15 protein-coding genes are annotated in these 24,668 nt (G+C 42.2%); 4 read left to right on the top strand and 11 right to left on the bottom strand.

What is annotated here, in order from left to right:
* Positions 1-14: 14 nt before the first annotated feature.
* From EJ994_RS08725 to EJ994_RS08745, 5 genes are all read right to left on the bottom strand, one after another.
* On the bottom strand, positions 15-773 hold the full coding sequence (locus EJ994_RS08725) for an NYN domain-containing protein (protein WP_126592100.1): 759 nt from the start codon (positions 771-773) through the stop codon (positions 15-17).
* A gap of 90 nt (positions 774-863) precedes the next feature.
* Positions 864-2,168, bottom strand: a complete 1,305-nt coding sequence (locus tag EJ994_RS08730) for an MFS transporter (protein WP_126592101.1) — start codon at positions 2,166-2,168, stop codon at positions 864-866.
* Positions 2,169-2,270: 102 nt separating this feature from the next.
* A complete protein-coding gene (locus tag EJ994_RS08735; RefSeq protein WP_241240886.1) occupies positions 2,271-3,374 on the bottom strand; it encodes an OmpA family protein in 1,104 nt (367 codons plus the stop codon).
* 82 nt (positions 3,375-3,456) lie between these two features.
* Entirely contained in the window at positions 3,457-5,211 is a 1,755-nt protein-coding gene (locus EJ994_RS08740; protein ID WP_126592102.1) for a TonB-dependent receptor, read from the bottom strand.
* Positions 5,212-5,234: 23 nt separating this feature from the next.
* Positions 5,235-8,258 (bottom strand): tetratricopeptide repeat protein, encoded by a 3,024-nt coding sequence (locus EJ994_RS08745; protein WP_126592103.1) that lies wholly within the window; start codon positions 8,256-8,258, stop codon positions 5,235-5,237.
* 157 nt (positions 8,259-8,415) lie between these two features.
* Here EJ994_RS08745 and EJ994_RS08750 point away from each other — a divergent pair, with 157 nt between their 5' ends.
* Together EJ994_RS08750 and EJ994_RS08755 are read left to right on the top strand one after the other, a co-directional pair.
* Positions 8,416-9,099, top strand: a complete 684-nt coding sequence (locus EJ994_RS08750; RefSeq protein WP_126592104.1) for a cell division ATP-binding protein FtsE — start codon at positions 8,416-8,418, stop codon at positions 9,097-9,099.
* A gap of 64 nt (positions 9,100-9,163) precedes the next feature.
* Positions 9,164-11,791 (top strand): MGH1-like glycoside hydrolase domain-containing protein, encoded by a 2,628-nt coding sequence (locus tag EJ994_RS08755; protein WP_126592105.1) that lies wholly within the window; start codon positions 9,164-9,166, stop codon positions 11,789-11,791.
* Positions 11,792-11,805: 14 nt separating this feature from the next.
* Here the strand turns inward: EJ994_RS08755 and EJ994_RS08760 are convergent, their stop codons facing one another.
* Genes EJ994_RS08760 through EJ994_RS08770 form a run of 3 tightly spaced genes read right to left on the bottom strand, consistent with a single transcriptional unit; the run spans position 11,806 to position 15,031 of the window.
* Positions 11,806-12,858 (bottom strand): mandelate racemase/muconate lactonizing enzyme family protein, encoded by a 1,053-nt coding sequence (locus EJ994_RS08760; protein WP_126592106.1) that lies wholly within the window; start codon positions 12,856-12,858, stop codon positions 11,806-11,808.
* Entirely contained in the window at positions 12,855-13,928 is a 1,074-nt protein-coding gene (locus EJ994_RS08765) for a DUF1611 domain-containing protein (protein WP_126592107.1), read from the bottom strand. Before EJ994_RS08765 ends, EJ994_RS08760 begins: the two co-directional genes overlap by 4 nt.
* A gap of 41 nt (positions 13,929-13,969) precedes the next feature.
* A complete protein-coding gene (locus EJ994_RS08770; RefSeq protein WP_126592108.1) occupies positions 13,970-15,031 on the bottom strand; it encodes a pyridoxal-phosphate dependent enzyme in 1,062 nt (353 codons plus the stop codon).
* Positions 15,032-15,295: 264 nt separating this feature from the next.
* On the opposite strand from EJ994_RS08770, the gene EJ994_RS08775 reads away from it, so the two are divergent.
* Both EJ994_RS08775 and EJ994_RS08780 read left to right on the top strand, forming a co-directional pair.
* On the top strand, positions 15,296-16,201 hold the full coding sequence (locus tag EJ994_RS08775) for a serine hydrolase (protein ID WP_126592109.1): 906 nt from the start codon (positions 15,296-15,298) through the stop codon (positions 16,199-16,201).
* Positions 16,202-16,233: 32 nt separating this feature from the next.
* Positions 16,234-19,044 carry an NTP/NDP exchange transporter gene (locus EJ994_RS08780; protein WP_126592110.1) on the top strand — a complete coding sequence of 937 codons (2,811 nt, stop codon included), beginning with the start codon at positions 16,234-16,236 and terminating at the stop codon, positions 19,042-19,044.
* A gap of 79 nt (positions 19,045-19,123) precedes the next feature.
* Here EJ994_RS08780 and EJ994_RS08785 read toward each other — a convergent pair whose 3' ends face one another.
* From EJ994_RS08785 to EJ994_RS08795, 3 genes are all read right to left on the bottom strand, one after another.
* Positions 19,124-19,804, bottom strand: coding sequence for a hypothetical protein (locus EJ994_RS08785; RefSeq protein WP_126592111.1), 681 nt, complete (start codon positions 19,802-19,804; stop codon positions 19,124-19,126).
* Positions 19,805-20,008: 204 nt separating this feature from the next.
* Positions 20,009-21,268 carry a serine hydrolase gene (locus tag EJ994_RS08790; RefSeq protein ID WP_126592112.1) on the bottom strand — a complete coding sequence of 420 codons (1,260 nt, stop codon included), beginning with the start codon at positions 21,266-21,268 and terminating at the stop codon, positions 20,009-20,011.
* The gene (locus EJ994_RS08795; protein ID WP_126592113.1) at positions 21,265-24,177 is read right to left on the bottom strand and encodes a PEP/pyruvate-binding domain-containing protein; all 2,913 of its coding nucleotides are present in this window, start codon (positions 24,175-24,177) and stop codon (positions 21,265-21,267) included. The genes EJ994_RS08790 and EJ994_RS08795 overlap by 4 nt, the downstream gene beginning before the upstream one ends.
* Between the last annotated feature and the right edge of the window lie 491 nt (positions 24,178-24,668).

A 24,668-nucleotide genomic window follows, 5' to 3' on the forward strand; every position in this document is an offset into this window, starting at 1 on the left:
AAAGACCCGCCATTTTATCTTGTAGAACGATTCTTTTTCTTCTCCTTTATCTTAACATAAATAAGTTTATTTCTTCCCTTGGAATCCTCTCTCCGCTCTATCTCAAAATTCGGGATGGAGTTTATTAGTGGTGTTAATTTTTGAAAGCCATAATTACGCGCATCAAAGTTGGGCTGTTTCTTTTGCAACAAACTACCCACATCCCCCAAAAATGCCCAACCGTCATCATCTGCCAAATCATCGATGGTATTGGAGATAAACTTAAGTTCCTTAGGCGTAATCTTGTCCACCCTATTAGCCGTAGTAGATTTTTCACCCCCCGTTCCAGCAGATTCTTCTGCCTGACTTTTTAAAATTTCGATATAAATAAACTTATCACAAGCGACAATAAACGGGTTAGGAGTCTTACGCTCCCCGATTCCGAATACTTGCATACCAGCTTCCCTTAACCTAGTGGCCAAACGTGTGAAATCACTGTCGCTGCTTACGATACAAAAACCATTGACTTTTCCGGAGTATAATATATCCATAGCGTCGATAATCATGGCAGAATCCGTTGCATTCTTACCCTGTGTATAGCCGTATTGTTGTATGGGCGTTATGGCATTTTCCAGTAGTACGTTCTTCCATTTTCCCAAGCGAGGATTGGTCCAATCACCATAAATTCTTTTAATGGTAGGGTTACCGTATTTGGCTATCTCTTCCATCATTTCCTTCACATAGGCCGATGGTATATTGTCACCATCTATTAACACTGCTAGATTTAAATCCATTATTTCACTTTTTTGTAAAGGTAGCTTGTTTTATAACTGCTTGCCAATAGACATCTTTATAAGTTGATTTTTTTGTTTTCGGATATCGATTTATTGCGGATTATCGGCCTTTAAGGAACCAATCGCTAAAAAAGTCAAAAAACCGATTCCTAAATACCCTACCAATCTATACGAACCGAATGTAGAGAGACAAAGACTAAAAATACTTGGGGCTAAAGCACTAGCTAATATTAAGAAACTCATGATTTTCCCTGTTATACTTCCTAAGTGCGTCCTCCCGAAAAAACGGGGCCACGCTACCGCGTTCAAGACGGCGAAAAATCCGCCCAAAATACCAAAACCAGCAATAAGCATAGGAACACCGGCCGAGGTGGATAACAACAAAAATCCTAAGGACGCCAGGAAACCTCCAAAAAGCATCAGATACAAATACAACTTTAGTGGAAGGTAGTCACTCAAAAAATTGAAGATGGTAGAAACGGTTACGGCCACCACCGAACCTGGTAGGAAAATGGAAATGGCATCTTGCTTTGAAAAACCCTCACTATCGAAAATAGAGACTACATGAAACGTGAGTCCGGTAATAAAAAAACTATTGAAAGCCAATGTAAGGCCATACATCCAAAAAGCTCTTTTCTTTTTAGCCTCTTGTAAGGTAAACTGCTGCCGCACCGTTATCTGCTCTTCAGCATCTACGGAAAGAGTATCCGCTCCGTCGGGCAGTAATCCATGTTTCTCAGGGGACACCTTATAGAAAATAAAGATGATGACACTAAAGAACAACAACCCCACAGCTAAAAATTGCCATGTTGATTCCCACCCATAACCCTCTATTAAGCCATTAATCCATAAGGGAGAGGAAGAAAAACCGAAAGAAAGTGCAACACTACTGAATGCATTGACCTTTCCTCTATTCTTATCGAACCAAATCATGATCACGTTTCTAGAGGCCATAGTAAGTACACCTTGACCGGCAAAACGTAGTATAAAAAACAATACCGTTATCAAACTAAAGGAAACCACCCAAGAATCCGTTGCTAATAGTGCTCTTAAGCACTCACTCATCTTTGCGGACCATGAACAAAGAAACAGTGTAATCCCAAGGGTAAGGGCGGCAAAAAAAGCAACATACTTTGCTCCATAACGATCAAACCAAACACCGGCTCTACCTATTACCAAAGAACTTGCTATGGTACCTATCATATAGGCGTTACTGAACTGGTTTCTAGAAAGACCTAGCGCATCTTTTACAGGATCGGTAAATACAGAAACCCCAATAGTTTGCCCCGGTATACTACAGTATATTCCGATTGTTCCTATGACCACGATAACGTATCCGTAAAAAATGGGGCTTTTTGCCGGGTCTATTAGTTGTTTTTGAAATATGTTGGGCATGAATTGAAAGCTAAAGACAAAAATACGCTATTGAAAAAGAGTAGCGAACCTGACTAACGAAGTTCTACAATAAGACCAAAAATATCGATTTCAACCTTGCGGTCAATAGGAAATGACAAACTCCACGCGTCTATTTGTTTTTCTACCAGCGCTGGTCCTATTCTCGTTAATTGGTTTTGCGCTTCCAAAACCTTTGTAGGTAATCCTATCCGCAGCGATACCCTTATGTATTAAATATTGGGCAACGGCCTTTGCCCTATTCTCGGACAATAAAACATTATAGGCCTTGGAGCCAATAGCATCCGTATGGCCGTAAATCAGAATTTTCAGCGATGGGTTGTTGGCCAAATAGCTCCTTATTTCTTTGAGTTCTTTTCGTGATGATGGTATCAGCACGGTCTTATCGAAATCGAAGAGTACGTTTTTAAAGGTATTTGTTTTGTCCAGTTCAAATACCACCTTATTTTCCTTATCCTTTGATGTACTACTGTCCCCATTTACGGTTTCAACGGTTACCATATCCAGATAGTAATATGAGCCTTGGGTAATATTTCTTTTCGTACGGAATTTTTGGGTACGTTTGTTATTTTTAAAATTTCCGATAATCATATAATTCTCGGTCCCATTGGCCACAAATTCCTTTTCCACTAAGACCCAATCTTTTTTGTCCGAATAGAAATCGGAATATTTAATTTCGAAATAATTAGAGATATCTCCCCGTATCTTTGAGAGGTGCATTCTAGAGAGCACTTTTCTACTAGCAACCGCAACCGGATGCGCTGTAAACTGAATACCAAATTCTTTGATGGCAAAATCGGAACGCTCTGCCAAGCTTACATAAAAAGACACTTTATAGCGCACCCCTTCTTGTAGCGTCTGTACCAAACTCGCCTGTACGTATTCCCGGTAATCTTCGGGCGCATAGAAGTAAAGCCCTACGTAACCCACACCAAAATCTGCGGGTTGTTCCCCATTAAAATTTTTAGGCGTACCCATGGCTTGGCTACAGCCATTGAAATAATCGGTAGAACCCATGGTGGGTGATTTCCAATGAAGTACGTCATTCTCCAAATTCCCCAGTTTTTGCGGACAATTCACAAAATTTTCAAAGCTTGGGTTTTGAACTAGGTTTTCAGAATTACTTTTTTGGGCATATCCCAGGGCACTGATAAAAGAGACCATTAAAAAGCACCACCTGTAGTTCATAAAAAACTGCTTAGATACCTCTAAAATAAGAAAATAGAATTCCTGAAATTTTATCTTGGCCTTTTCTTATCCGGCGATGCTCTTAAAAATCGAACTTATAGGTAGCTCCGCCTAGAACCTGAAAACCCTGTACCGGATAGTTCGCCCAACGCTGATAATTATTATTGGCAATATTGGCCGCCTTTACGAAGATGGACAATTGGTCGTTCAAGCGATGCCCTACATGAGCATTAGCATCAAAATAACTATCTAACGTAATCAGGGTTGCCGGAAAATCCGATTGCGCTACATTTTGCACCACGACGGTGGAAAAATCTTCACGTTCCCCGACAAAGAAGAGGTTTGCCCCCATGTACCATTTTTCACCTATCTGATAATCCATGAACAGGGAACCTGTTAAGTTGGGCAGGTTCCATGCGGGGTTATCCGTCTCGGTATTATAATCGTAGACTTCGGCATTTATTCCCAAGGTAAAGTTGCGATTAACGTCAACATTCAACTCTCCGAAAATACCGATGGTTTTAATGTCATCATAGAACACTTCAAAAGAGTTACCAAAATAATATCCTTTTTCATCATCCCTGAAGTTATTCTGCGGGTTCAATTTGAATAAGGGGCTATTGTTTTCAGCCGTGTAGGAACCTTTGATATTATAACTAAGGTTAGGTAATAATTGTCCTTTGAGGCCAATATATGCATTGTATTGACTATCGGTTGGAGCAATAGTTAAAGTTGGTGACACAAAAGGGTTTTCATCGACAAAATCATAGTAGGAATTTTGGCGCAACTCCCCTACTACGCCCCCATAGGCAATAACGGTTTCCTCTAGCAGTCTGTACGAAGCCGTAACCGCCGGATAGATATAGAAATTACCCTCACTGTTCTCCAAATCCATTCCGTAAACAAGATTCACCCCAAGATTTAGGGCAAGGTCATCCCGTAACATGGTTAGACTAGGATTGATACCAACCTGCAAATTACTATAGGCTATCCCCGCATCGTTATTGGCGTTATTTACATTAGCATTCTCAAAGCTTCCACCTACGTAATCTACTTTTGCTTTTATGCCTAAGTACTCCTCGTTTAGTGGAAACTCGAAACCGGTATTAAAAATGGCCCTGTTCTCACCAGAACCCACCACGTCCCAAAACCTGCGGTATTTAAGGTCCGCTCGCTTAAAAAAAGAATCATCCACGTTGATATGTCCCGCAGCTTCTGCCATAAAGTAATTCTGTCGCTCATCGATTCCGTCTGCCGTAGCCTGATCATAAACACCCTCGGGCAAACCGTACCAGTTATAGAGCTGATGTTTCACCCCAATATCGGCACCCCAGTCCAAATCACGGTCACGTTTCTTAAAAGAGGCATCCAAATTGGTATTGGAAAAAATGTTATCCAATTGCAAACCATCAATATCGCCCCTTGAGCTATTATGGTCCAACGCAATAGTATAATTAGACTCCCTGTCAATCTCATGGCTCGTATAAAATTGCGCCATAATATTTGCGGGATTTCCACCACCTGCGGAAGCAAAAGAATTAAAAAGTACTGGGGGCGGTGTTTTCTCCACCCTTGAAGCCGTTCCCTTAGAAGGGGTAAACGTCGATGCTACCGGTACCGAAAATATGCTGTACTCTATTTTCTTCTTTTGCAAGACTATGGAGTCGTTCAAGTTAGGTACGGACTTAATTTTAAATGCATCCGAAACCGTAGGAGTATAAGCTTTGGTGACCGTAACGGTCTCCGTGCCTATATCATCGGTCTTATCATCCTGTGCAACAACAAACTGCGTTCCAAAAAACAATAGCGCAATACTTATTTTTATGCTTTTGTACATAGGTGTTCTATTACTTTGGTACATTAATTTTGATTGGGATTTACTGAGGAATTACTTTGTGATTCCTTAGATTTTATTATGGCCAGTTCTCCTTTAGCATCGGCAATGATCTCTGGATATTGACCAAAGTTTGAGATAACGCTGTCCAAGATATAGGTGGCTTGGTAGGCATCTCCCAAGGCGTAAAAATTCTTTGCCATCAGTACCAATCCTTTTCCGCCCCATTCTTTATAGGTAGCATAATCCTTTGCTAATTTCTGAACCGAACTATTGGACGATTCATAATCTCCATCTTTATTCTTAAAGTATGCATCATAATACAAAGCTTCCGCAGCTGTACCGCCCGATGCAATTTTTAACACCTGTGCATAAGCCGATTGTGCCTTGGCCTCGTCACCCGTGGCAATGGCAGAACGCGCTATCATAATTTGAGCATCGCTTTTAATACGATTATCTATACTCGGAGTGGCCAAAACTTTATCGGCATATTCCAGGGTCTTGCTGTAATTCTTCTGTCCATAATAGCCCTTCATTAAGTTAGACTGGGCAAAAGTCCTGTTCTGTTGAATGTTCGCTTGATCTTCCAACTTCAATAAGTACGGCAAGGCCGTTGCATAATCTTGCCTTCCGATATATACCTCACAGACACGTGTCAATGCCTGCTCCGCATACTCACTGGTGCTTCTGTCCGCAACGTATTTGTAATAGGGAATTGCAGCTTCCTTATCGCCTTTTCCAAAATACAACTGTGCTAAACTGAAGTTGGCATCCACGGCATGAAGCCCGTTCGGAAACTGCTCAATATAGTTTTTAAACCCTCGTATGGCGGCATCTTTATTACCGTCCCTGTTCTGCTTTTGTGCAGACTCAAAGCTGGCGTTATCCAGTTCCGTATCCGTTACCTCAACAAAATCCAGATCACCGACCCATGCCGCATATTCGTCCACACGGCCTAAATCTACATAGACCAGTTTCGCCGTAGCTACCGCTTGCACTGCTTCTTGGGTTTTAGGAAAGTCCCTCACCACGGTCTTAAACTTGGCTAGGGCGGCCTCGTTCCTATTCCCGTTGTAGTGAATTAATCCTTGACGCATCAAAGCTTGCGGAACAAGGGAACTTCCTCTATACTCACTAATAAGTCTGTCATAGGCTTTGAGGCCTTTTGTTTCCTTTCCAGCTGTAACGTAAGAATTTCCAAGCTCAAAGAGGGCATCGTCCTTAAAGCTAGACCTTGGATATTGGGAAACAAAACTTTCCAGGTTCTCAATTTTTGTAGCTCCTCTTCCAACGAAGCCATAGCTCATTGCCTTTTGATACGAGGCATAGTCCTTTTCTGGTCCGGTCAACGCAAGAGCCTTATTATAGGTTTCAATGGCCGGCCAGTATTTACTAGTAGCAAAATAACTATCACCTAACCTAAGGTAGCCGTCATTCAACTTTTCCACCTCACTGCCTCCGCCACTGGTATAGGCGTTAAAATAGGTGATGGCATTAGCATAGTCCTTCTGCTTAAAATAGGAATAGGCCAAACTGTAATCTACATCCTGACCTTCCGGCACCAGATTGGCATTTTGATTTTGCTTGAAGGCCCTAAAACCGGTCACAGCTTCCTCAAAGCGGTTCAGTAGGTAATCCGCTTCTGCCTTCCAATAATTTGCCCTTGCTGTAAATAGGGCATCCTCGGCACTGGATAGGGATTTTCCAAGATTTTCGGAAGCACCACCGTAATCGGACTCCATAAAAAGTTCAATACCCCTGTAATAAGCTACTTTTTGGTAGGTGGCTTTACTGGCATAGTTCTTATTCTTTTCCAGCAATTCCATAGCGCCCGCAAAGTTTTTGGAAGTAATATAGGAATCTACCAACAAGGTCTGCATTTCTTGTTGGTGCTCATCATTAGGATAGGTTTCCAGATAATTGGTGATTACTTGTGGCACCGGTTCATAGGCATTACCTATTTCGTAGCTCAACCTAGCGTAGTTCAAAAAGGCATCCTTTTGTATTTCAGGTTTAAAATCCATTTGGGAAGCATTCCTAAAGGCGTTTAAGGCCTCTTGTTTTTTGTCCAACTTTAGATAACATTCCGCCAAATGATAATAGGCGTTCTGGGATACACTATTGGTTCCCCCTATAATTTTATTGAACTGCTGAATGGCGTTCGCATAATCTTCTTGCTTGTAATAGGAATAGCCCAACAAGTAGTAATCGGTATTGTTCCATTTACCGCGTTTTCCCTTGTACTGTTCCAAATATGGAATAGCATTACTGAATTGGTTGAGATTAAAATAACTCTCCCCAATAATCTTGTTAAGTTCGGAAACTTCTTTACGGTCAGATTTTGGCAGTTGTTTTTTAGCTAGCGCGATAGCCTCCTCGAACTTACCTAGCTTAAAATTCATATCTGCCTGATAATAGCTCAGTTTTTCCTCCAACACGTCTTGGTCCGTTATCTGGTCAAAACGTTGGTTGGCTTCCTCATAATCGTCTTGCTGATAGGAAATATAGCCTAAATAATATTTTGCCTGGGAACCATAGATGGGTGAGGTAGTCACTTTCTCCAGATACTTTTCCGCATCATCGGTCTTTCTGGATGAGAACAAGGAATAACCGTAGTTAAAATTAAACTTGTCCATCTCGTTTCGCGAAAGCGCACTCTGATCCACTTTATTGTACCATTTTAAAGCATACGGATACTTACCCGTTTCAAAATAATATTCCGCCACATCCGCGAAGGCGGAGTTTCGCTTGGTAGAGGTAGGGTACTTTTCAACAAAGTCTTCCATTAGCCTATCCGCACCATACTGATTTAGGCGCACAGCTGCGTTGGCGACATAATAAGCACTGTTGGCCGCGGTCTCTTCATCTTTGGTAGTGGCCTGGACCTTTTCAAAAATAGTTTGTGCAGCCTGATACTGTTCATTATTGTACAGGGTCAGTGCATCCTGAAAATCTTTCTTCTCGTGGGTGTAAATCTTAGTTTCCTGGGCATTGACCGTCCAGAGTATTCCTGTAAAAAGAGGAATAAGAAAGGTAAGTTTTTTATGCATAGCGTTCTCTGACTATTATGAAATACCTAAGTATTACAAAGGATAACGACAAATATTGTACCTAAGTATGTACTGCGTAACAACAAAAGAAAAGAATTTAAAAAACCGTTCTTTAAAATCGCAGGGAACTTATTACTTTTATATCAACATTAAGACTATGGAAGAGACTGTTCTGGAGCTAAAGGATGCTGCTATTTTTCAAAAAGAAAGCCTTGTTTTGAGCGAGGTGAACATTGAGGTATCAAAGGGGGAGTTCGTCTACCTTATTGGTAAGACCGGAAGTGGAAAAAGTAGCTTTATGAAAACACTCTACGGTGATTTGCCCTTAAAAAAAGGCGAAGGTAAAATAGTGGATTTTAATCTAAAAAATTTAAAAGAAAACGATATCCCGTTCCTGAGACGTAAACTTGGCATCGTTTTTCAGGATTTTAAACTATTACCGGACAGGAACATCAACGAAAACATGCTTTTTGTATTAAAGGCTACAGGCTGGAAAGACAAACCTAAAATGGATGCTCAAGTCCTTGAGGTGCTGGAAAAGGTGGGCATGAAGACCAAAGGTTTTAAGTTTCCGCATGAAATCTCCGGGGGTGAACAACAACGGGTTGCCATTGCTAGGGCCTTGTTGAACGACCCCGAACTGATTCTGGCGGATGAGCCTACCGGAAACCTAGACCCACAGACCAGCGTAGAGGTCATGAAAGTACTTCAAGAAATCAATAAATCCGGACGTACCATCTTAATGGCCACCCACGATTACGCCTTAATCTTAAAATACCCTTCAAAGACCATTAAGTGCGACGCTAATCGTGTATTCGAAGTGGTACAAAAAGCTGTTTAAACTTTTCTTGCAATAATCATTCAGATTCCTAGCTTCATTTCATTCCTTTTAAACCGAAACTCCTATGCAAAACGAAGAAGAAAAAAGACTCCACGAACAACAGACCAAAAAGAAAGATTGGCTCAAATGGGGCCCTTATCTTAGTGAACGGCAGTGGGGAACGGTGCGGGAGGATTATAGCGCCAACGGAGACGCGTGGAACTATTTTCCACATGAACATGCCAGAAGTAGGGCCTATAGATGGGGAGAGGACGGTATTGCCGGTTTCTCCGACAGGTATTGCAATATCTGTTTCGGAATTGGGCTATGGAATGGCAAAGACCCAATCATCAAGGAGCGTTTATTTGGACTAACCGGCCCACAGGGAAATCACGGAGAAGACGTCAAGGAATTGTACTATTATTTGGCAAACACGCCTTCGCATTCGTACATGAAACATTTGTACAAATATCCCCAAAAGAAATTTCCCTACGATAAACTAGTAGCCGAAAACCAGAACAGGGGCCGGAATGATCTAGAATATGAACTATTGGATACGGGTGTTTTTGATAACAATGCATATTTTGATGTCGTAACCGAATATGCCAAGGCAGATGAAAAGGATATCCTTATAAAGGTAACCGTAACCAATAGACATACGGAGGCGGCCAACCTAACGCTCTTACCCACCTTGACCATGCGTAATCATTGGACCTTTAAGGAAATGTCCAGAAAACCCAAAATCCAGAAACGCATCCAAAACAAAGTGCCATATGTAGCCATTGACCATCCGTACGTAGGGAATTACCAACTCTATTTTGAGGAGGCAAGTGAGTTACTCTTCACCGAAAACGAAACGAACCGGGAAAGTATTTATCTTCAGAAGAATAGTCACCCGTTTAAGAAGGACCTTTTTCATAAGGCCGTACTTTCCAACGATTTCAAGTTGGCCACCAAGAATAAAAATGGGACCAAATTTGCGCCTATGTATCAAATTACATTAGAAGGCGGACAATCTAAAACCTTTAAACTGCGTCTTTCGGAAAAGGCACTGAAAAATCCTTTGGATGCATCTTTTGACGTCATTTTTAAGGAGCGAGAAGAAGAGTGCAACACCTTTTACGGTAATCTGGCACCAAAAACTACGACCGACAAAAGAGCCGTTCTAAAACAAGCTTTCGCAGGCTTACTTTGGACAAAACAGTATTACAATTATGAGGTGGAGCAATGGTTAAAAGGAGATTCTAAAAATTCGCAACCACCCCAAGAACGCTTATCCGGAAGAAATAATAGTTGGAAAACCTTACGTAACCATGACGTACTTTCCATGCCAGATGCTTGGGAATATCCGTGGTATGCCGCTTGGGATTCTGCCTTTCATTGCGCTTCCTTTGCCCTTATAGACCCCGATTTTGCTAAGGAACAACTCCTATTGTTCACTAAGGAATGGTACATGGCGCCCAACGGACAAATTCCCGCCTATGAATGGAACTTCAGTGATGTGAATCCGCCGGTGCAGGCATGGTCCGCCCTACGTATTTACAAAACCGACAGACAAAAAACAGGTTCTAGCGATGTCAAGTTCTTGAAACGTATATTCAATAAATTATCCTTGAACTTTACCTGGTGGGTAAACCGTTTGGACGGCAATAACAATAACGTATTCCAGGGAGGCTTTCTAGGACTGGACAATATTGGTGTTTTTGACCGTAGTCACGGTGTTCCCGGTAACGGTATTCTAGAACAAGTAGATGGTACGGCGTGGATGGCGCTCTACTGTTTGAATATGCTGGAGATGAGCCTTGAAATTGCAATGGTCGACGAAACCTATGAGGAAATGGCCACTAAGTATTTCGGACATTTTATATTCATAGCCGAGGCCTTAAACCAAATGGATAACAACTACGCCACCTGGGACGATAAGGAAGGCTTCTTCTATGATCGTCTCATTTTACCCGACGGGCGTTCCGCTCCCATTAAAATAAGGTCTATAGCCGGCATGTTATCGCTTGCGGCGGTTTTGACCATTAAAAAAGAAACCTTGGATAAGCTTCCCAAGTTCAAGGCGAGTGTGGTATGGTTTAAAAAATACCGCTCAGAAAACCTTAAATACCCCGTAATTCAGGAATTTGCGGAGGGCGAAGATTTGCTGCTTTCCCTAGTTCCTAGGGATAGGATGCAGTTACTAATAAAGAGTTTGTTAGACGAAAAGGAATTTTTGAGTCCATACGGCATCAGGTCGCTTTCCCAGATTCATCAAAAACCGTACGAAATAGAAATCGAGGGCATCAATTATTCCATTAATTATGAGCCTGCGGAATCTACCGTATCGCTTTTTGGAGGAAACTCAAACTGGCGCGGGCCCGTTTGGATGCCTTTGAACTATCTTTTTATTCATTCCCTGCGGGAATATTTTAGTTACTGTGGTAACGACCTGAAATTTGAATATCCCACCGGCGGGACCAAAAAGTTGAATCTTCAAGAGATAAGCACGGAACTAAGTAAGCGTCTTATTAAGATTTTTGAAAAGGACGAAAAAGGAAACAGACCCTTTAACGCCTTATACGAAACAACCTATCAAAAAGAACATTTTAAGGACCATATCCTTTTCTATGAATATTTCCATGGCGAAAACGGACGCGGCCTGGGAGCATCCCATCAAACCGGATGGACGGCCTTAGTAGCAAATCTGATAGATGAAATTGACAGTTAGGACTACGGTAGCGCCTATAGGCCCAAACCATATTTTTCAGTTGGATATAAGATACCGTTCCGCAAGGTAAAAATACCTTTGTAAGGATCCTCCAATAATTCTAGGTGCCCGTCTAAATCGGCATATACAATATTGGGGCGTGAGAGCGCAAAATGAAGTCCTGCGGCTATACCAAGACCACACTCGTCTATACAGCCCACCATGGTCTCCAAATTAGCGGATTTGGCCACGGAATTAATGTGCATGCCCACCATGATACCTCCTACTTTCTGTAGTTTTATGTTGATCATATCCACACGTTCGTTCTGCGCCAAACGAAAAGCATCCGTTAACGTTTTAAGGCTTTCGTCCGCCATTACCGGTATGGCAACTTGGTCCGTAACCTGTCCCAAACGTTCCTCCGCTTCCACTTTTGTTGGCTGTTCAAAAATTTCAATACCAATGGCGGCCGTGGCTTTAACAAATGCTATGGAATCTTTCACGGAATAGCCTTGGTTACCGTCAAAACGCCAAGTAATATCCGGATACGTTTCATAAAGCTTTTTCATTTTCTCCACATCCTCCTCTAGGTTGCTTCCCCCTTTAATCTTGATGATCGTAAAGCCTTGCCGCACATATTCCGAAGCGTGCTTTAAGGTCTCTTCCAATGGAAGGATTCCAATTGTAATGCTGGTCGCGATCTGATGTTGAAATCCACCCAAAAATTTATACAAGGGTACCTCCGCTTTTTTAGCGATCAAATCGAACAGGGCCAAATCTACCATAGCCAAAGAAGAGGCCCTTTTGCCCAGTACCTGTTTCAACTCCATCAATAAAAAGGCGTAGGTAAAGGGGTCCTTTCCTATTAGGTAATCCGTAATCTCATGGTTAATGGCTTTTTCTACATCCTCAGGTGTCTCGCCGGTTACCACTTTATCAGGTGCGGCGCATCCGTAGCCCACCCATTTCCCATCCGTTTCTATCTTTAGAATGAAATTAGTGGTTCGGTCTATGGTCTCGTAAGCAATCGTATAGGGAACGGCCAATTTTAAATCGAGACGTTCGTAAGAAATTCTTGTGATTTTCATTTCAGCTTTTCCATGAGCAAGTGAACCAATTCCTTTGCTCCATATTCCAGTACATCGAACGCTGGGAGTTTGGTCTCCAGGGTAATCTGTTTACATGCTTCAGGTATTTCCTCCTTGGTCATACCTTCATGATTTACAGTTATGGCAATGACTTCTTTTCCTGAAATTACTTGAATTGCATTTATCTGTTCCTTCAAAGAGTGCATTTTATAACCTGGAAAACCATCATATTCCACACGTGTGGGTGCGTGTTGTAAAATCACATAATCGGGGCGACCCGCAGCCAAAATTTCGAATCCGCCGGGATAGGCCGGATTCATTAGACTGCCCTGACCTTCAATGACGATTACATCAGGAGACTCGTTCTTAAAAGCACTCACCACGGCATGTTCTATTTCTCCCGAAACAAAATCGTTGATGCAACTGTCCATTACCATACTGTATTTGGCACCCTGCATCCAGCCGGTCTGTCCGGTCCCTATCATTTCCGCCTTTTTTCCGGCAGCTCTAAAAGCGTGTACCAACAACCAAGCGGTGGTACGTTTTCCCAAAGCGGAATCCGTACCCAATACGGCCAGTTTTAAACAATCTACCTTTTCAATAGCACCAGTAAAGAAATGGAGTTTATCACGGTCCGGTGTTTTTCTGATGTCCCGTACCTGACAATTATTTTTTCGAGCCACAGCCATTAAGTCCGAATCATTGGTGAGAAAATCATGGAGCCCACTATCCACGTTCCATCCTTTTTCCAACGCTTTTCTAATAGTAGCTTTGGCCACTTGGGGTAAGCGACCACCGTCCGGTGCAAGTCCTATGACCAAATAAGTTGGCATGTTATCCGTGACGCTTAATTGCGAAACTGCTGTTTCAATATTACTAAAAATAGGAATATTATTGGGTCTTCCGTCCAAAACATCACCAGCGTCCTTACCGGCATATTTTTCGTCAAGCACCCCCACTATTTCATACCGTTCCGTAAAACGTACGAGACCATGGGCCGTTTTTCCGTTCGGTGTATTAAAAGCGCCTTCGCAGTATACCAGGGCTTTACCATCTATTACTTTTTTCATACTATATTTTTAGTTGTGATTCTCTTCTAAAAAGGAATCCATTAATGTTTTGCAGTGAGCACGGCCACAAAACGGTCGGGCTCCAAATTTAATTCTTCATCTAATTCCAACAAGCCTATTAAGCCTGCTGTAGCCGCCGGTAAGATTTTAAAACCTTCTTTTTTTGCCAATAATGCCGTCATTTCACGTAATTTCTTATCGCTGATATTGTAGGCACTTCCGTTGGATTCCTTTAAAGCATATAAGGCTTCTTCGCCATCAAAACTGTGCCAGTTGATCAAAGGTTCGTTATAGACGGTCTCCTTGATTTTATCGGGATTCAAATCCTTACAATGGTCCAATCCTTGCAAAAAGGATTGAATGATAGGGTTTTTAAAGGACGAAGAGGCCGCGACCATCTTGGGTATCCGTGATGTTTTACCACGCTTGTACAAACTAACGAATCCTCTATAGATTCCAGCGAACAAAGTACCGTTGGAAACCGGAACGGCACAATATTTTGGTGCGTCTCCTAAATCTTCGAAAATCTCCTGGGCAATTTGCGCATAAGCGGATATCTGCAACGGTGTATTGGAACCGCCAGGATTGGCATCGTACCATCCATTCCGACTAGCATGCTCCGTGCTTTTCATCACCACCTCTTCATAGCTTCCCGGTAATCTAATAATTTCGGCGTTCAAACGTTCAATCTCCGCGATTCTGTCCGTGTGATAGGTTTCCGGTATGTATACTTTACAAGCTATGCCCGCTAAATCTGCCGCTAAAGCCATTGCCACACCATAATTACCGCAAGTAGCCAGGGAAACCACCTTATATTCCCTACGTAATGCGTCATACAACTGTGCAAAAGCAATTCTGTCCTTTTGTGTACCGGTAGGGTTATCTCCTTCGTACTTTATATAAAGCTGGCGCACATCGAACTCTCGTTCCAAGGTCTTTGCCCTACTCAGTCCCGTATCCCCAACTTCTAAGCTGATGATATCCTCATAACACTCCAATCTATCTACTAGGGATTTCGTTGTATCCTTAACCAAAACACTTAGTTTTCTGGCTTCGGATGACACTTTATTCTCTGCGGATTTTACACCGTCCTTTAGGTTCATTTTTTAGGGTTCCGTTCTTTTTTAAGGTACATTATTTAGTCTGATAAATACAATTAAAATTTAGATTTTATTTCTTGAAAAATGGGTGCATAGGTACATTATTTTTAACTTTCATTTCGGAATTTAACATATTTTCTAAGTGCCTCTGGTTGCACTGAGCCATTCTATTGGGTTTGTCGACAAGCGGCATACATCAAAAATTAACATACTACCTGTCAGTGGATTATCTACTTTTGACTACATTTTTAAACCATGATAAAATCAATGAAATCAAAACGTTTCTTTTTCGTTTTCTCGCTTATCGCAAGCACTTTGGTATCGGCTCAAAATGAGCTACCTATACCTACCGAGGATACTAGAATAAAACCACTATCCAAACTTTTAGACAGTTCTTTACAAACCAAGCTTGAAAGTGAGTTAGCGGCACATGCCGATTGGAATAGGCTCATATCCCAGAAAAAAATGGCCGTAGGCATTGTAGATTTAAGCGACCCTGACAATGTGCGCTTTGCCCGTGTAAATGGTAACCATATGATGTATGCCGCAAGTTTACCTAAAATTGCCATTCTTTTGGCTGCAATGGATGCCATTGATAAAGGCGAGCTTAAGGAAACAGCCGAAGTAAAAAAAGACATGCGCCTTATGATCAGCAAATCTAACAACGCCGCATCTACGCGTATGATAGACCGAGTTGGCTATGCGAAGTTAGAGGCGGTCATGACGGACCCAAAATATAATTTTTACGATGAGGATAAAGGTGGTGGTCTATGGGTAGGCAAGCGTTATGGAGGAGGAGGCAACACCAATAGGGAACCTCTTAAAAACTTAAGCCATGCGGCCACGGTAACACAAGTATGTAGGTACTACTATTTATTGGCGAACGGAAAATTGGTCAATGAAAAGCGTTCCGAACAAATGTTGGCTATTATGGAAGACCCGGAATTACATCACAAGTTCGTAAACACTTTGGACCAAATTGCGCCCAATGCACGATTGTTCCGCAAATCTGGCTCATGGAGAACTTATCATTCCGATTCCATATTGGTTTGGGGCGAAAATTCCGAACGCAGATATATTCTAGTAGCGTTGATCGATGATCCTAGCGGAGAACAAATTATCAGAAGTTTGGTAAAACCCATTGAGAAGGTTTTAAAAAAGCCAGTACTTTAGTAGCCGGAAACTAAAAGTGTTCCGCCAAGCGGATGATTAAAAATTTAGTAAAGAAGCTATTTGATATACGGGAGGGCGAATTCAAAGTATGCCTTTGGATGCTCTCCTATATCTTTTTGACCATAACGGTTTTATTGATCATAAAGCCCACCGTAAATGCACTGTTCCTTTCTGAACTTGGTGTGGAGCAATTACCTTTTGCCTTTTTATTGGTGGCCGTTACGGCCATGGTCAGTTCTTTTTTCTACTCCCGTGCCGTGTCCAAATATGCGCTCAATAAGGTTATTAAGACCACCTTAATAAGTTCTATCGTAATTCTTATAGGTCTGGGAATCCTATTGACCTTGAACATCATCAATATCTTTGTCCTGTACTTTTTTTATACCTGGGTAGCCATTTATGCGGTACTTTCCGCATCACAATTCTGGGTGTTGGCCAATTTGGTGTACAACGTTAGGGAAGCAAAACGACTTTTTGGTTTCATAGGTTCTGGTGCCATCATGGGCGGAATCATAGGGGGATACCTTACCTCGATTCTCGCGCCCTATATTGGCAATGAAAATCTAGTATTTATTGCGGCATTCCTATTATTTCTTTGTATACCCTTACTACAAAAGGTCTGGGTTAACCGCGTTAAAAACCTAGGTGACTTTAAAGAGAAAAAAAGAACGGTCAGCACTGCAGAACGACCTTTACGTCTTGTTTTAAAATCAAAACACCTGAGCTACATTGCGTGTATCGTGGCAGTAAGTGTACTGGTCGCTAAGTTGGTGGATTATCTGTTCAGCGATTTTGCGGCGGCGACGTTTGAGGATGCGGATGAACTCACCGCTTTCTTCGCATTTTGGTTTTCAACCTTCAATCTATTGTCCCTAGTCATACAGTTATTCTTCACCCACCGTATTGTAGGCATTTGGGGTGTCGGGTTTTCACTTTTATTACTTCCGATAGGTATTTTTGGTGGAAGCATTTTCTTTTTACTCTTACCGGAGCTTTCTGCGGTTGTGGTCATCAAGGCGATGGACGGTATCCTGAAACAATCCGTTCATAAAAGCGCTTCGGAACTATTGGCACTGCCCCTACCCTTTGAGTTGAAGAACAAGACCAAATCCTTTATAGATGTGGTCGTAGACAGTATCGCTACCGGTATTGCCGGTTGTCTCCTAATTTTTGTCATCCGGGGGTTGGATTTGCCCTCCTTCTATATTGGAGTGCTTATTTTGGCCCTAGTGGTACTTTGGTTGTTCTTTATTTTCAAAGTTCGAAAGGAATACTATCGGACTTTCCGAACCAACCTGGAAATCCTTACGGATAAAAAAACGAACACAAAAAAGTCTTCGGAAAAGCCGGCTTCGGTGGTACAGGGAATGCGTACCGTTTTTAATAACGGAACGGAAGAACAAATCCTTTTTATGCTCCAAAAATTGATGGAAATCAACGATAAGCGTTTTGAGGAAGCTGTAGAACGCCTTTTAGACCATCCGTCCGTACAAGTAAAGACCGCCGCCATCCAGAACCTATATTTCCTGAACAGTAAAAGTATGACCGCCGATATTGGTCTACTTTTAAAGATAGATAATCATGAGCTTACTGTGGCGACCTTGGCCTATGTATTGCGGTTTGCAGAAAAGGAATCGGAATTTGTGTACGAACAATACCTTAACCATACCAACACTAGAATCGCGAATGCCGCCCTATATTGTTTGGCTAGGGAAGTGCGGGATAATTTCGCTCTACAAAAACAATTTAACGTAAGAGCACTGCTGGAGCAGCAGCTAAAAAATATAGGTGCCAGAGATGCGTGGACCGAAGACATAAAACCGCTTATTGAGACCATCGGGGTGGCCAACTTGCCCCATTTTTATCCGGTGCTTCTGAAATATCTTGAACATCCGGACCCAGAAATAGTCGCTGAAACCATTAGGGCCATGGGGCAAAGCATGCACCCTATGTTTTTAACGGAACTCCTTCCTTTTCTTGCTAATAAGCAGCAAAGAAAAACTACGGTCAAGGCTCTACAACATTACGGACCAAGATTATTACCGGTACTTACGGAGAACGTTCAAAAAAGAAAACAGCCCTTACCGGTGTTACGCTTTATTCCTATGGTGATACAGTCCTTTAGTTCGAAGCAGGCCGTAAAAAGCTTGCTCCTACTTTTAAAGGACACCGATTTGACCATTCGCCTAGAGGTGGTCCGAGCCTTGAGTACCATGCGCAGCTCGCATCCGGAACTGAAATTTAACCGGTACAAAGTGGTATCCAGTATCTATGAAGAATGCAAGCTGCACCACCAGACCTTGGCGGCCATGCATACCCAAATTATTATTTCCTATCGGAACCGAAAAAAGTCCAGAAAGGAAATCAGCGATGCGGAGCGCGAAGCACGTACCAGTCTTTTGGAACTGTTAGAACGAAGGTTGGATGCCGGTCTGGAACGTATTTTTAAACTCTTGGGTCTACGCTATCGCCAAACCGATATCAATATTGCTTATGAAGGCCTCCTGAGCGAAAAAGAGGAAGCGCAAACCAATGCCATAGAATTTTTAGACAACCTTTTAACGGGCGACCTAAAACGCAAACTGCTACCCATTATAGAGGACTCCGCAGTGGATATTTCCTCTGAGGCCGAACTTCAAAAAATTAAGCATAAGATACCGACAGAGCTAGAATGTTTTCAATTGCTACTACAGGAAAACGACCTTAAAGTAAAATTGGCCGTGCTCTACCTTATATCACAACAAAAAGAGGTAAAGTACCTGCCTATCGTAGAAAGGTATACGGATAGCGAAGATCTCAAATTAAGGACTTTTGCGAGAGAGGCTAAGGAAGCGTTGGTTTAAGGAAAAAGAAAAGGATCTTAGGTTAAGCGAACTGGACTAGGGCTTGTGCAACGGCTACCATTGTTACAGCACTTTTTTTCTACGCAATCTCAATTGCCACCATTTTTTCGATAATCCACTTACCTTTTTCTTTTTTAATTAAAACCCGAAATCCCGTCCCGCAAAGTTTTCCGCATCCAAACCCGCTGTGCAGGATTCCATATGATTTGGTCGCATCGAATTGAATTCTTGAAAAACCGGTTGTTCCAGATAAATGGAAATCGTATTCTTCGCTCCACATGTCACTGGCCGCTGGAAATTCTGATCGATACTTGAATTTTAGTTTTGGTTCTGCTTTAAGTCTGTTCACTTCTATTTTGTAATTTTTTGATAAATCCGAGGTATCCAGAATTAAATTTTTGTCCGAAAAGTACTTTAGTAGTTCTTCTCGTTCTTCTTTTTCCAACAGTCTGGTACTATCATCAACGGCTATAACCAATCTCACGGAATCAGCCTTGAATTCCGCAAGTTTCATTTGCCATTCGGTCATTGTCCTTTCCGCAATGATCGTATCATATCCGATCAATTTTTCATTTGTATCGTAGATTGGTGTTGGCGGTGGCGGTGGTCCGAGTCTAGTATTGTAATGAAGTTCTCCCATCAAAGCCGGGAATATTTCATAGGCAACTGATTGTTCAAATTCCAAATCCGTCTGCTTTTTTTCGCAGCTCGAAAAAAGCAGAAAGATTGATATTGCTATAAAGGCTTGTTTAAATGTCATATGTGCTGTAACAATTGAAAATAGACCATATGATCTATATATCTTTTGTAGGTACAATGTAGTGAAAATCGTTTCAACCCCCTTGTTCGTTCATCATAGCCGTATCGTATGCGATTACAAGCGAAAACAAACGTTTATCCTTGAATAAAAAAGACCCTATTGATCAAAGTAGCGTGCTTATGAGTAGTGTCTACAATTACCCCATTATTTCCGAATGATCTTATCAATATTTCCTGCCAAATACATATGGTCGCTAGCGGAGTTCTTACGCAGTACATTGGTCATCAACACCACCATATATTTGCAATTATCCGGGTGCTCCACGATGGCTACGGAGTTCATAAAATTGGTAACGTTCCCCATATACTTGCCACAGGCCTCCCCTTTACTTCGGTCACATTTATACAAGGAACCGGATTTAAAGTACACGGCCGCTTCCTTTAATGCCGGTGCTTGGGCGTAGCGTATTCGGCGGTCCGTCATATACATTAGCCGTTTCATCTCTAGGCTAGACTGCTCGTCTACCACCTTGCCCTGCTCCAGCTGCACCAAGAACTTCATGAGCCCCTGTGGTGAGCCGATACTGCCTCCTTTATCTCCCACGAAGGTATTGGCACCTCGGGTAAAAAAACTGCCCAATCGCCATTCGTCCGCCGTAATTCCCAAATCCCGTAAGGGCAGATTCACCACGTCGTTACCTAGGTCCGTTAACTCCTTTCTTGGGGTTTCCTTAAAATAGGCATCGGTCTCTTCTTGGGTCAACTCCGGATATTGCTCGCCAAAAGCGGCCATTAAGAGTACTTCGCGCCAAACAATACTCGCTGCTCCGTTATTGCTTACGGAGAGCATATGGTCTGCCCATTCATAAAGGGTGAATACATCACTGGCAACGACCTGCCGCTTTACCAAGGTATTCTTTTCTATATTGTAAATTGGAATGGTATGCTCGTCCGTTAGACCCCATACACCGGCTTTGACCGATTTATTTTTTAACAAGTCCGTACGTTTTTCCCAAGAATCGGGATAAATTTTAGCCAGTTGCACAAACAACCCGTTCAAGACAGCCAACTTGCCAACACTCCCCGGTTGGTAACCAGCGGTTTCGTTCCGTTCCGCATACCTAATATTGTTCACGTCGGAGATATCCAAGACCGTAAGTGAGTAACTTTTATCGAGTCCACGAAAAAGTCCGCTAATCTCCTTTTGAAAATCGGCATCTATAGTCATAAGAGCCATGGCACTATCCGCCTTTCTGTCCAAAAGGTTCAGGTGAATATCGCTCCAAGATTTCATAGCGCCGGCAGGTAAAGCAGTAGCATCCTTGATTTCGCCATTCTTAATACGCTCCAAACGTTTTAAGCGTTTGATGCCCGTAAGCTCGTAACCGTCTATAGGATAGTAAGTATAGGTGGTAAAGGCGGAACCTAAAATGAACAGGAACAGCAATATTGTGATTTTTTTCATGATATTTTCTTAGAAAGTGAGATGGATTTGTTGGTGTCTATTTTTGGGGTGATGGACTCCAGATAACCCGAGCTGACCGCCTTTTTATTCTCCACAAAGGGACGTATTTGAAACAACCATAGCTTGTCGTTTTTAAAACCGAGTTCCACATCGTACGCTCCCTCGTAATCCGAATTCGTAGCTTCTGGCAGGGTTTTTCTAATGGTATAGGCCAGTTCCCTAATTGCATTGATATTCTTGATGTTCAAGACGGATTGCTGAAACGAGGCCGATTTTTTGCCCGTTCCCCCGGTAGCCGGTAAACTATTGTAAAACGGGTCTCTGGCAGGTGCCAACAAACGTGCGCCACTTTTTTGGTAAATGGTATAGGTCTCCGCAGATTGCCCGTCTACGGCACCACCGGCACCACGGCTAAACGCCACGGTCATATCCGCCTCGTTGCCAGAATTGATGCCTTTCGTTATCAATACCCCGGAATAGTCCACATCCACACTTGGTATGACCAAAATAGACGGAAAGACATTCTCCGGATTCAATAAATATTTCTGACGCCATTTAAAACTGCGCTCCGTATAGGGCGATGCCCAAACCTCTTTTACACCCAATAAAATTTTATCCTTATCCAGCACATTGAACAAGGTAAGATTAAGACCGGCACCTGTAAAGTCTTTAAGGTCTTCCATGTTGGTGTCACTACGTAAGAATACAGGAATCTCCCCGAGGGGTTTGCCAAGGATATCCTTGAACTTCGTTTCTATTTCCGCTAAAAAGGTACTTTTTAGCGGCATCTTTTTAATAGCATCGCGTAAGGTTTCCAACTGGCGTAACTGAAAGTTTTCTACTTCGGGTTCGGCAACACCTGCCGTCCTCATTTTTTCGGCCTCCGCAAACATATCGTTCAGGTAGGTCCAGTAGGATTTTCCTTGCTCAGGCATTTCTTGGTCCATATGGTCCCTAAAAATCCCGAACGGAATTACCAGTCCCTCTACCACTTGCTCCGGAAACATCTTTTTCAATTGTCCCAAATTGGCTGCCTTGGGACCGCAGAGTGCTCCGGAATCACTGGCATCTACGTTACGCATGTTCAATACGCTAGTATTGTCCAGTTGTATTTTTTCTATAGGTACCGCTATCTTATCGGTATTACGCTCCTTCTTCGTAAAAAGGTCACGCTCCTGGTCCGTCATTTGTGCTTCCGGTTTAAGGATAACATTGCCCTTATTGGAAACCGCATAGAAAACACGTTGCCCATCATATTGCTTTAGACTTTGCAAATTTTCATCTGAAAGTGCCGCGTTGGGGATACCAAGGTTACGTGCCAATAATTGTACATGGGAAACCATATTCCCCTCTGCCACGGTGGCAATGCCCGCAACCGGTTTTAAATCTGACGGGGAACGCTGAAAAATATAGATTTTATCGGAAGACACTTCAATATCCTCGGATGAACCTCCAATAACAACAAGCTCTCCAAAAGCGTAACCGGGATTAAGACCACGGAAGGTACTTTGGTTGGGAATAGCCATCACTTTATTGGTCAGGGCAGATTCCCTAGCGATAAAATCGCCCAATTCGCCCACACTTTTGCCCAAATGCAAAGCAATGGAACCTCTGATACGGTCATCTATAAAACCATAGGCCCTGGGTTCAAATCCGGTATAGGTGTCCACGATATGTTGGTAGTTCGCCTTTACCATGGCGGCACTCCATTCTACCGCTCCCCTGGCAGTTTCCAAAACGGTCGTAAGCTCGGCTAGGGGTAATTGTTCTTTTTCAAACTGACTCAGGGTGCCTATTATCTCGTTCCATTCCCAAAGCTCTATATAACCAGCACCAGCAGCAGCAGTCCCTAAGGCACATATTTTCTCTAGCTGTTCGCTGACCGTATCCGGCACCCATTGTTGGGCATTCTGAAATAAAATTTCCTCCAATTTTAAGCTCACCTCCAACAACTGTAAGCGGGCCATAGGACGTTTCTCCTCTACAAGACCTTCCCTGATATCTAAAAGTAACTGCGCCGTCTGGGAAACTAAGGCATCGGCAGCGTTGGTCGTTGCCGTGTTTTTTGCGTAGGCCACAATTTTATCGCCTAAAACGGTACCATGTGTCAATTTGGCCTTTTCTATTAACTTCTCGCCATCTACTGGAGCAAAAAACACGTTCATTGTGGTTACGAGTCCGTCCAGTTTTTTGCTTAGGTCAGCCGTTAGTTTACTCCCGTTTTTTTGTTTGAACTCGATTACTTTTTGAATGTCCCCTTTTTCTGGTAAGCTATGGATTTTAACACGAAGGTCCATAAAAGGCAAGTACATATCGGAAATAACCTTGGATTGGCTTCGCATTAATTGCGAAATATTATCATCTCCACTATGGGGCACATCCCTTAAGGATTGCCTTACCAGAAAATACTGTTCGGTCAGAACCTTATCCTTTGCCAATAACCATTTATAAAAATCGATGCCCCATGCTTCCTCGTCCTCTACCTGTACCGCCCCACGGTAAAACTGTCCTTTTTGGTTTACCCAACCATTATCCACACTGCGCAAATACTTGTCTAGCTGATATTGTTTCAATCGGGATTGATTCTTATCCTCATCCCAAAACTCCTCCTTTGAGGTGTACGCTAAGATTTGTCCGATATAAATATGATGGTCTTTTCCTAAAGCGACCACCTCATCTTTATAGCGTGCATGCTGCGCCCCTGGACCAATATTATCGGGGCATGGGTCTTTAGGCGCCCTTATGCTGCCGTCGGTACAAAACCAACGAATATCCTTGTAGGGACCTCGAATATCGTTCTTATAGGTGTTAATCTGATCGGTGATTTTTGTATTTCTTAGTTCATTTTGACCGTAGGCAAACGTAGTCCCCCATAAAATGAACAGAACGGCGTAGTATTTTAATTTCATTTATTTCTAAGTAAGCAATTCCTGATTGTCAATCAAAGGTAACATCTATTTTGAATCAATATTGTTTTTATTTCGAAATAATCAACTAAAAAAAATAGACCTTAGGCCTCTGAATATCAGTAAAATACAATCAAACAAAAATGTCATAAATAAATCATAAAAAAAGACATTCGTATGTATTTATTCATTTCATTTACAGCGAAAATAGACTCCTAAAATCGGGGTCATAACTTCAAGAAAAAATAATATTAAGCTAAATAAAAAAACCATGAAAACAGTACTACTTGCTATGCTATTGACCGCCTCTTCAATCTCTAATTTGATGGTACAGGAAACCTAAAAAACAGTTGCTACCTACGTTGGGTATGAAGACGATTTCTATAATTTCACTGATAAAGACGGTTACTACATCGAGTTTCATCATATATCGGATGAAGCTTTAAAATCCTACGAGTTAAGCGATAAAAAATATATCGGCAAGAAATTCCAGA

The sequence above is a fragment of the Maribacter sp. MJ134 genome (assembly GCF_003970695.1).
Lineage (GTDB): Bacteria > Bacteroidota > Bacteroidia > Flavobacteriales > Flavobacteriaceae > Maribacter.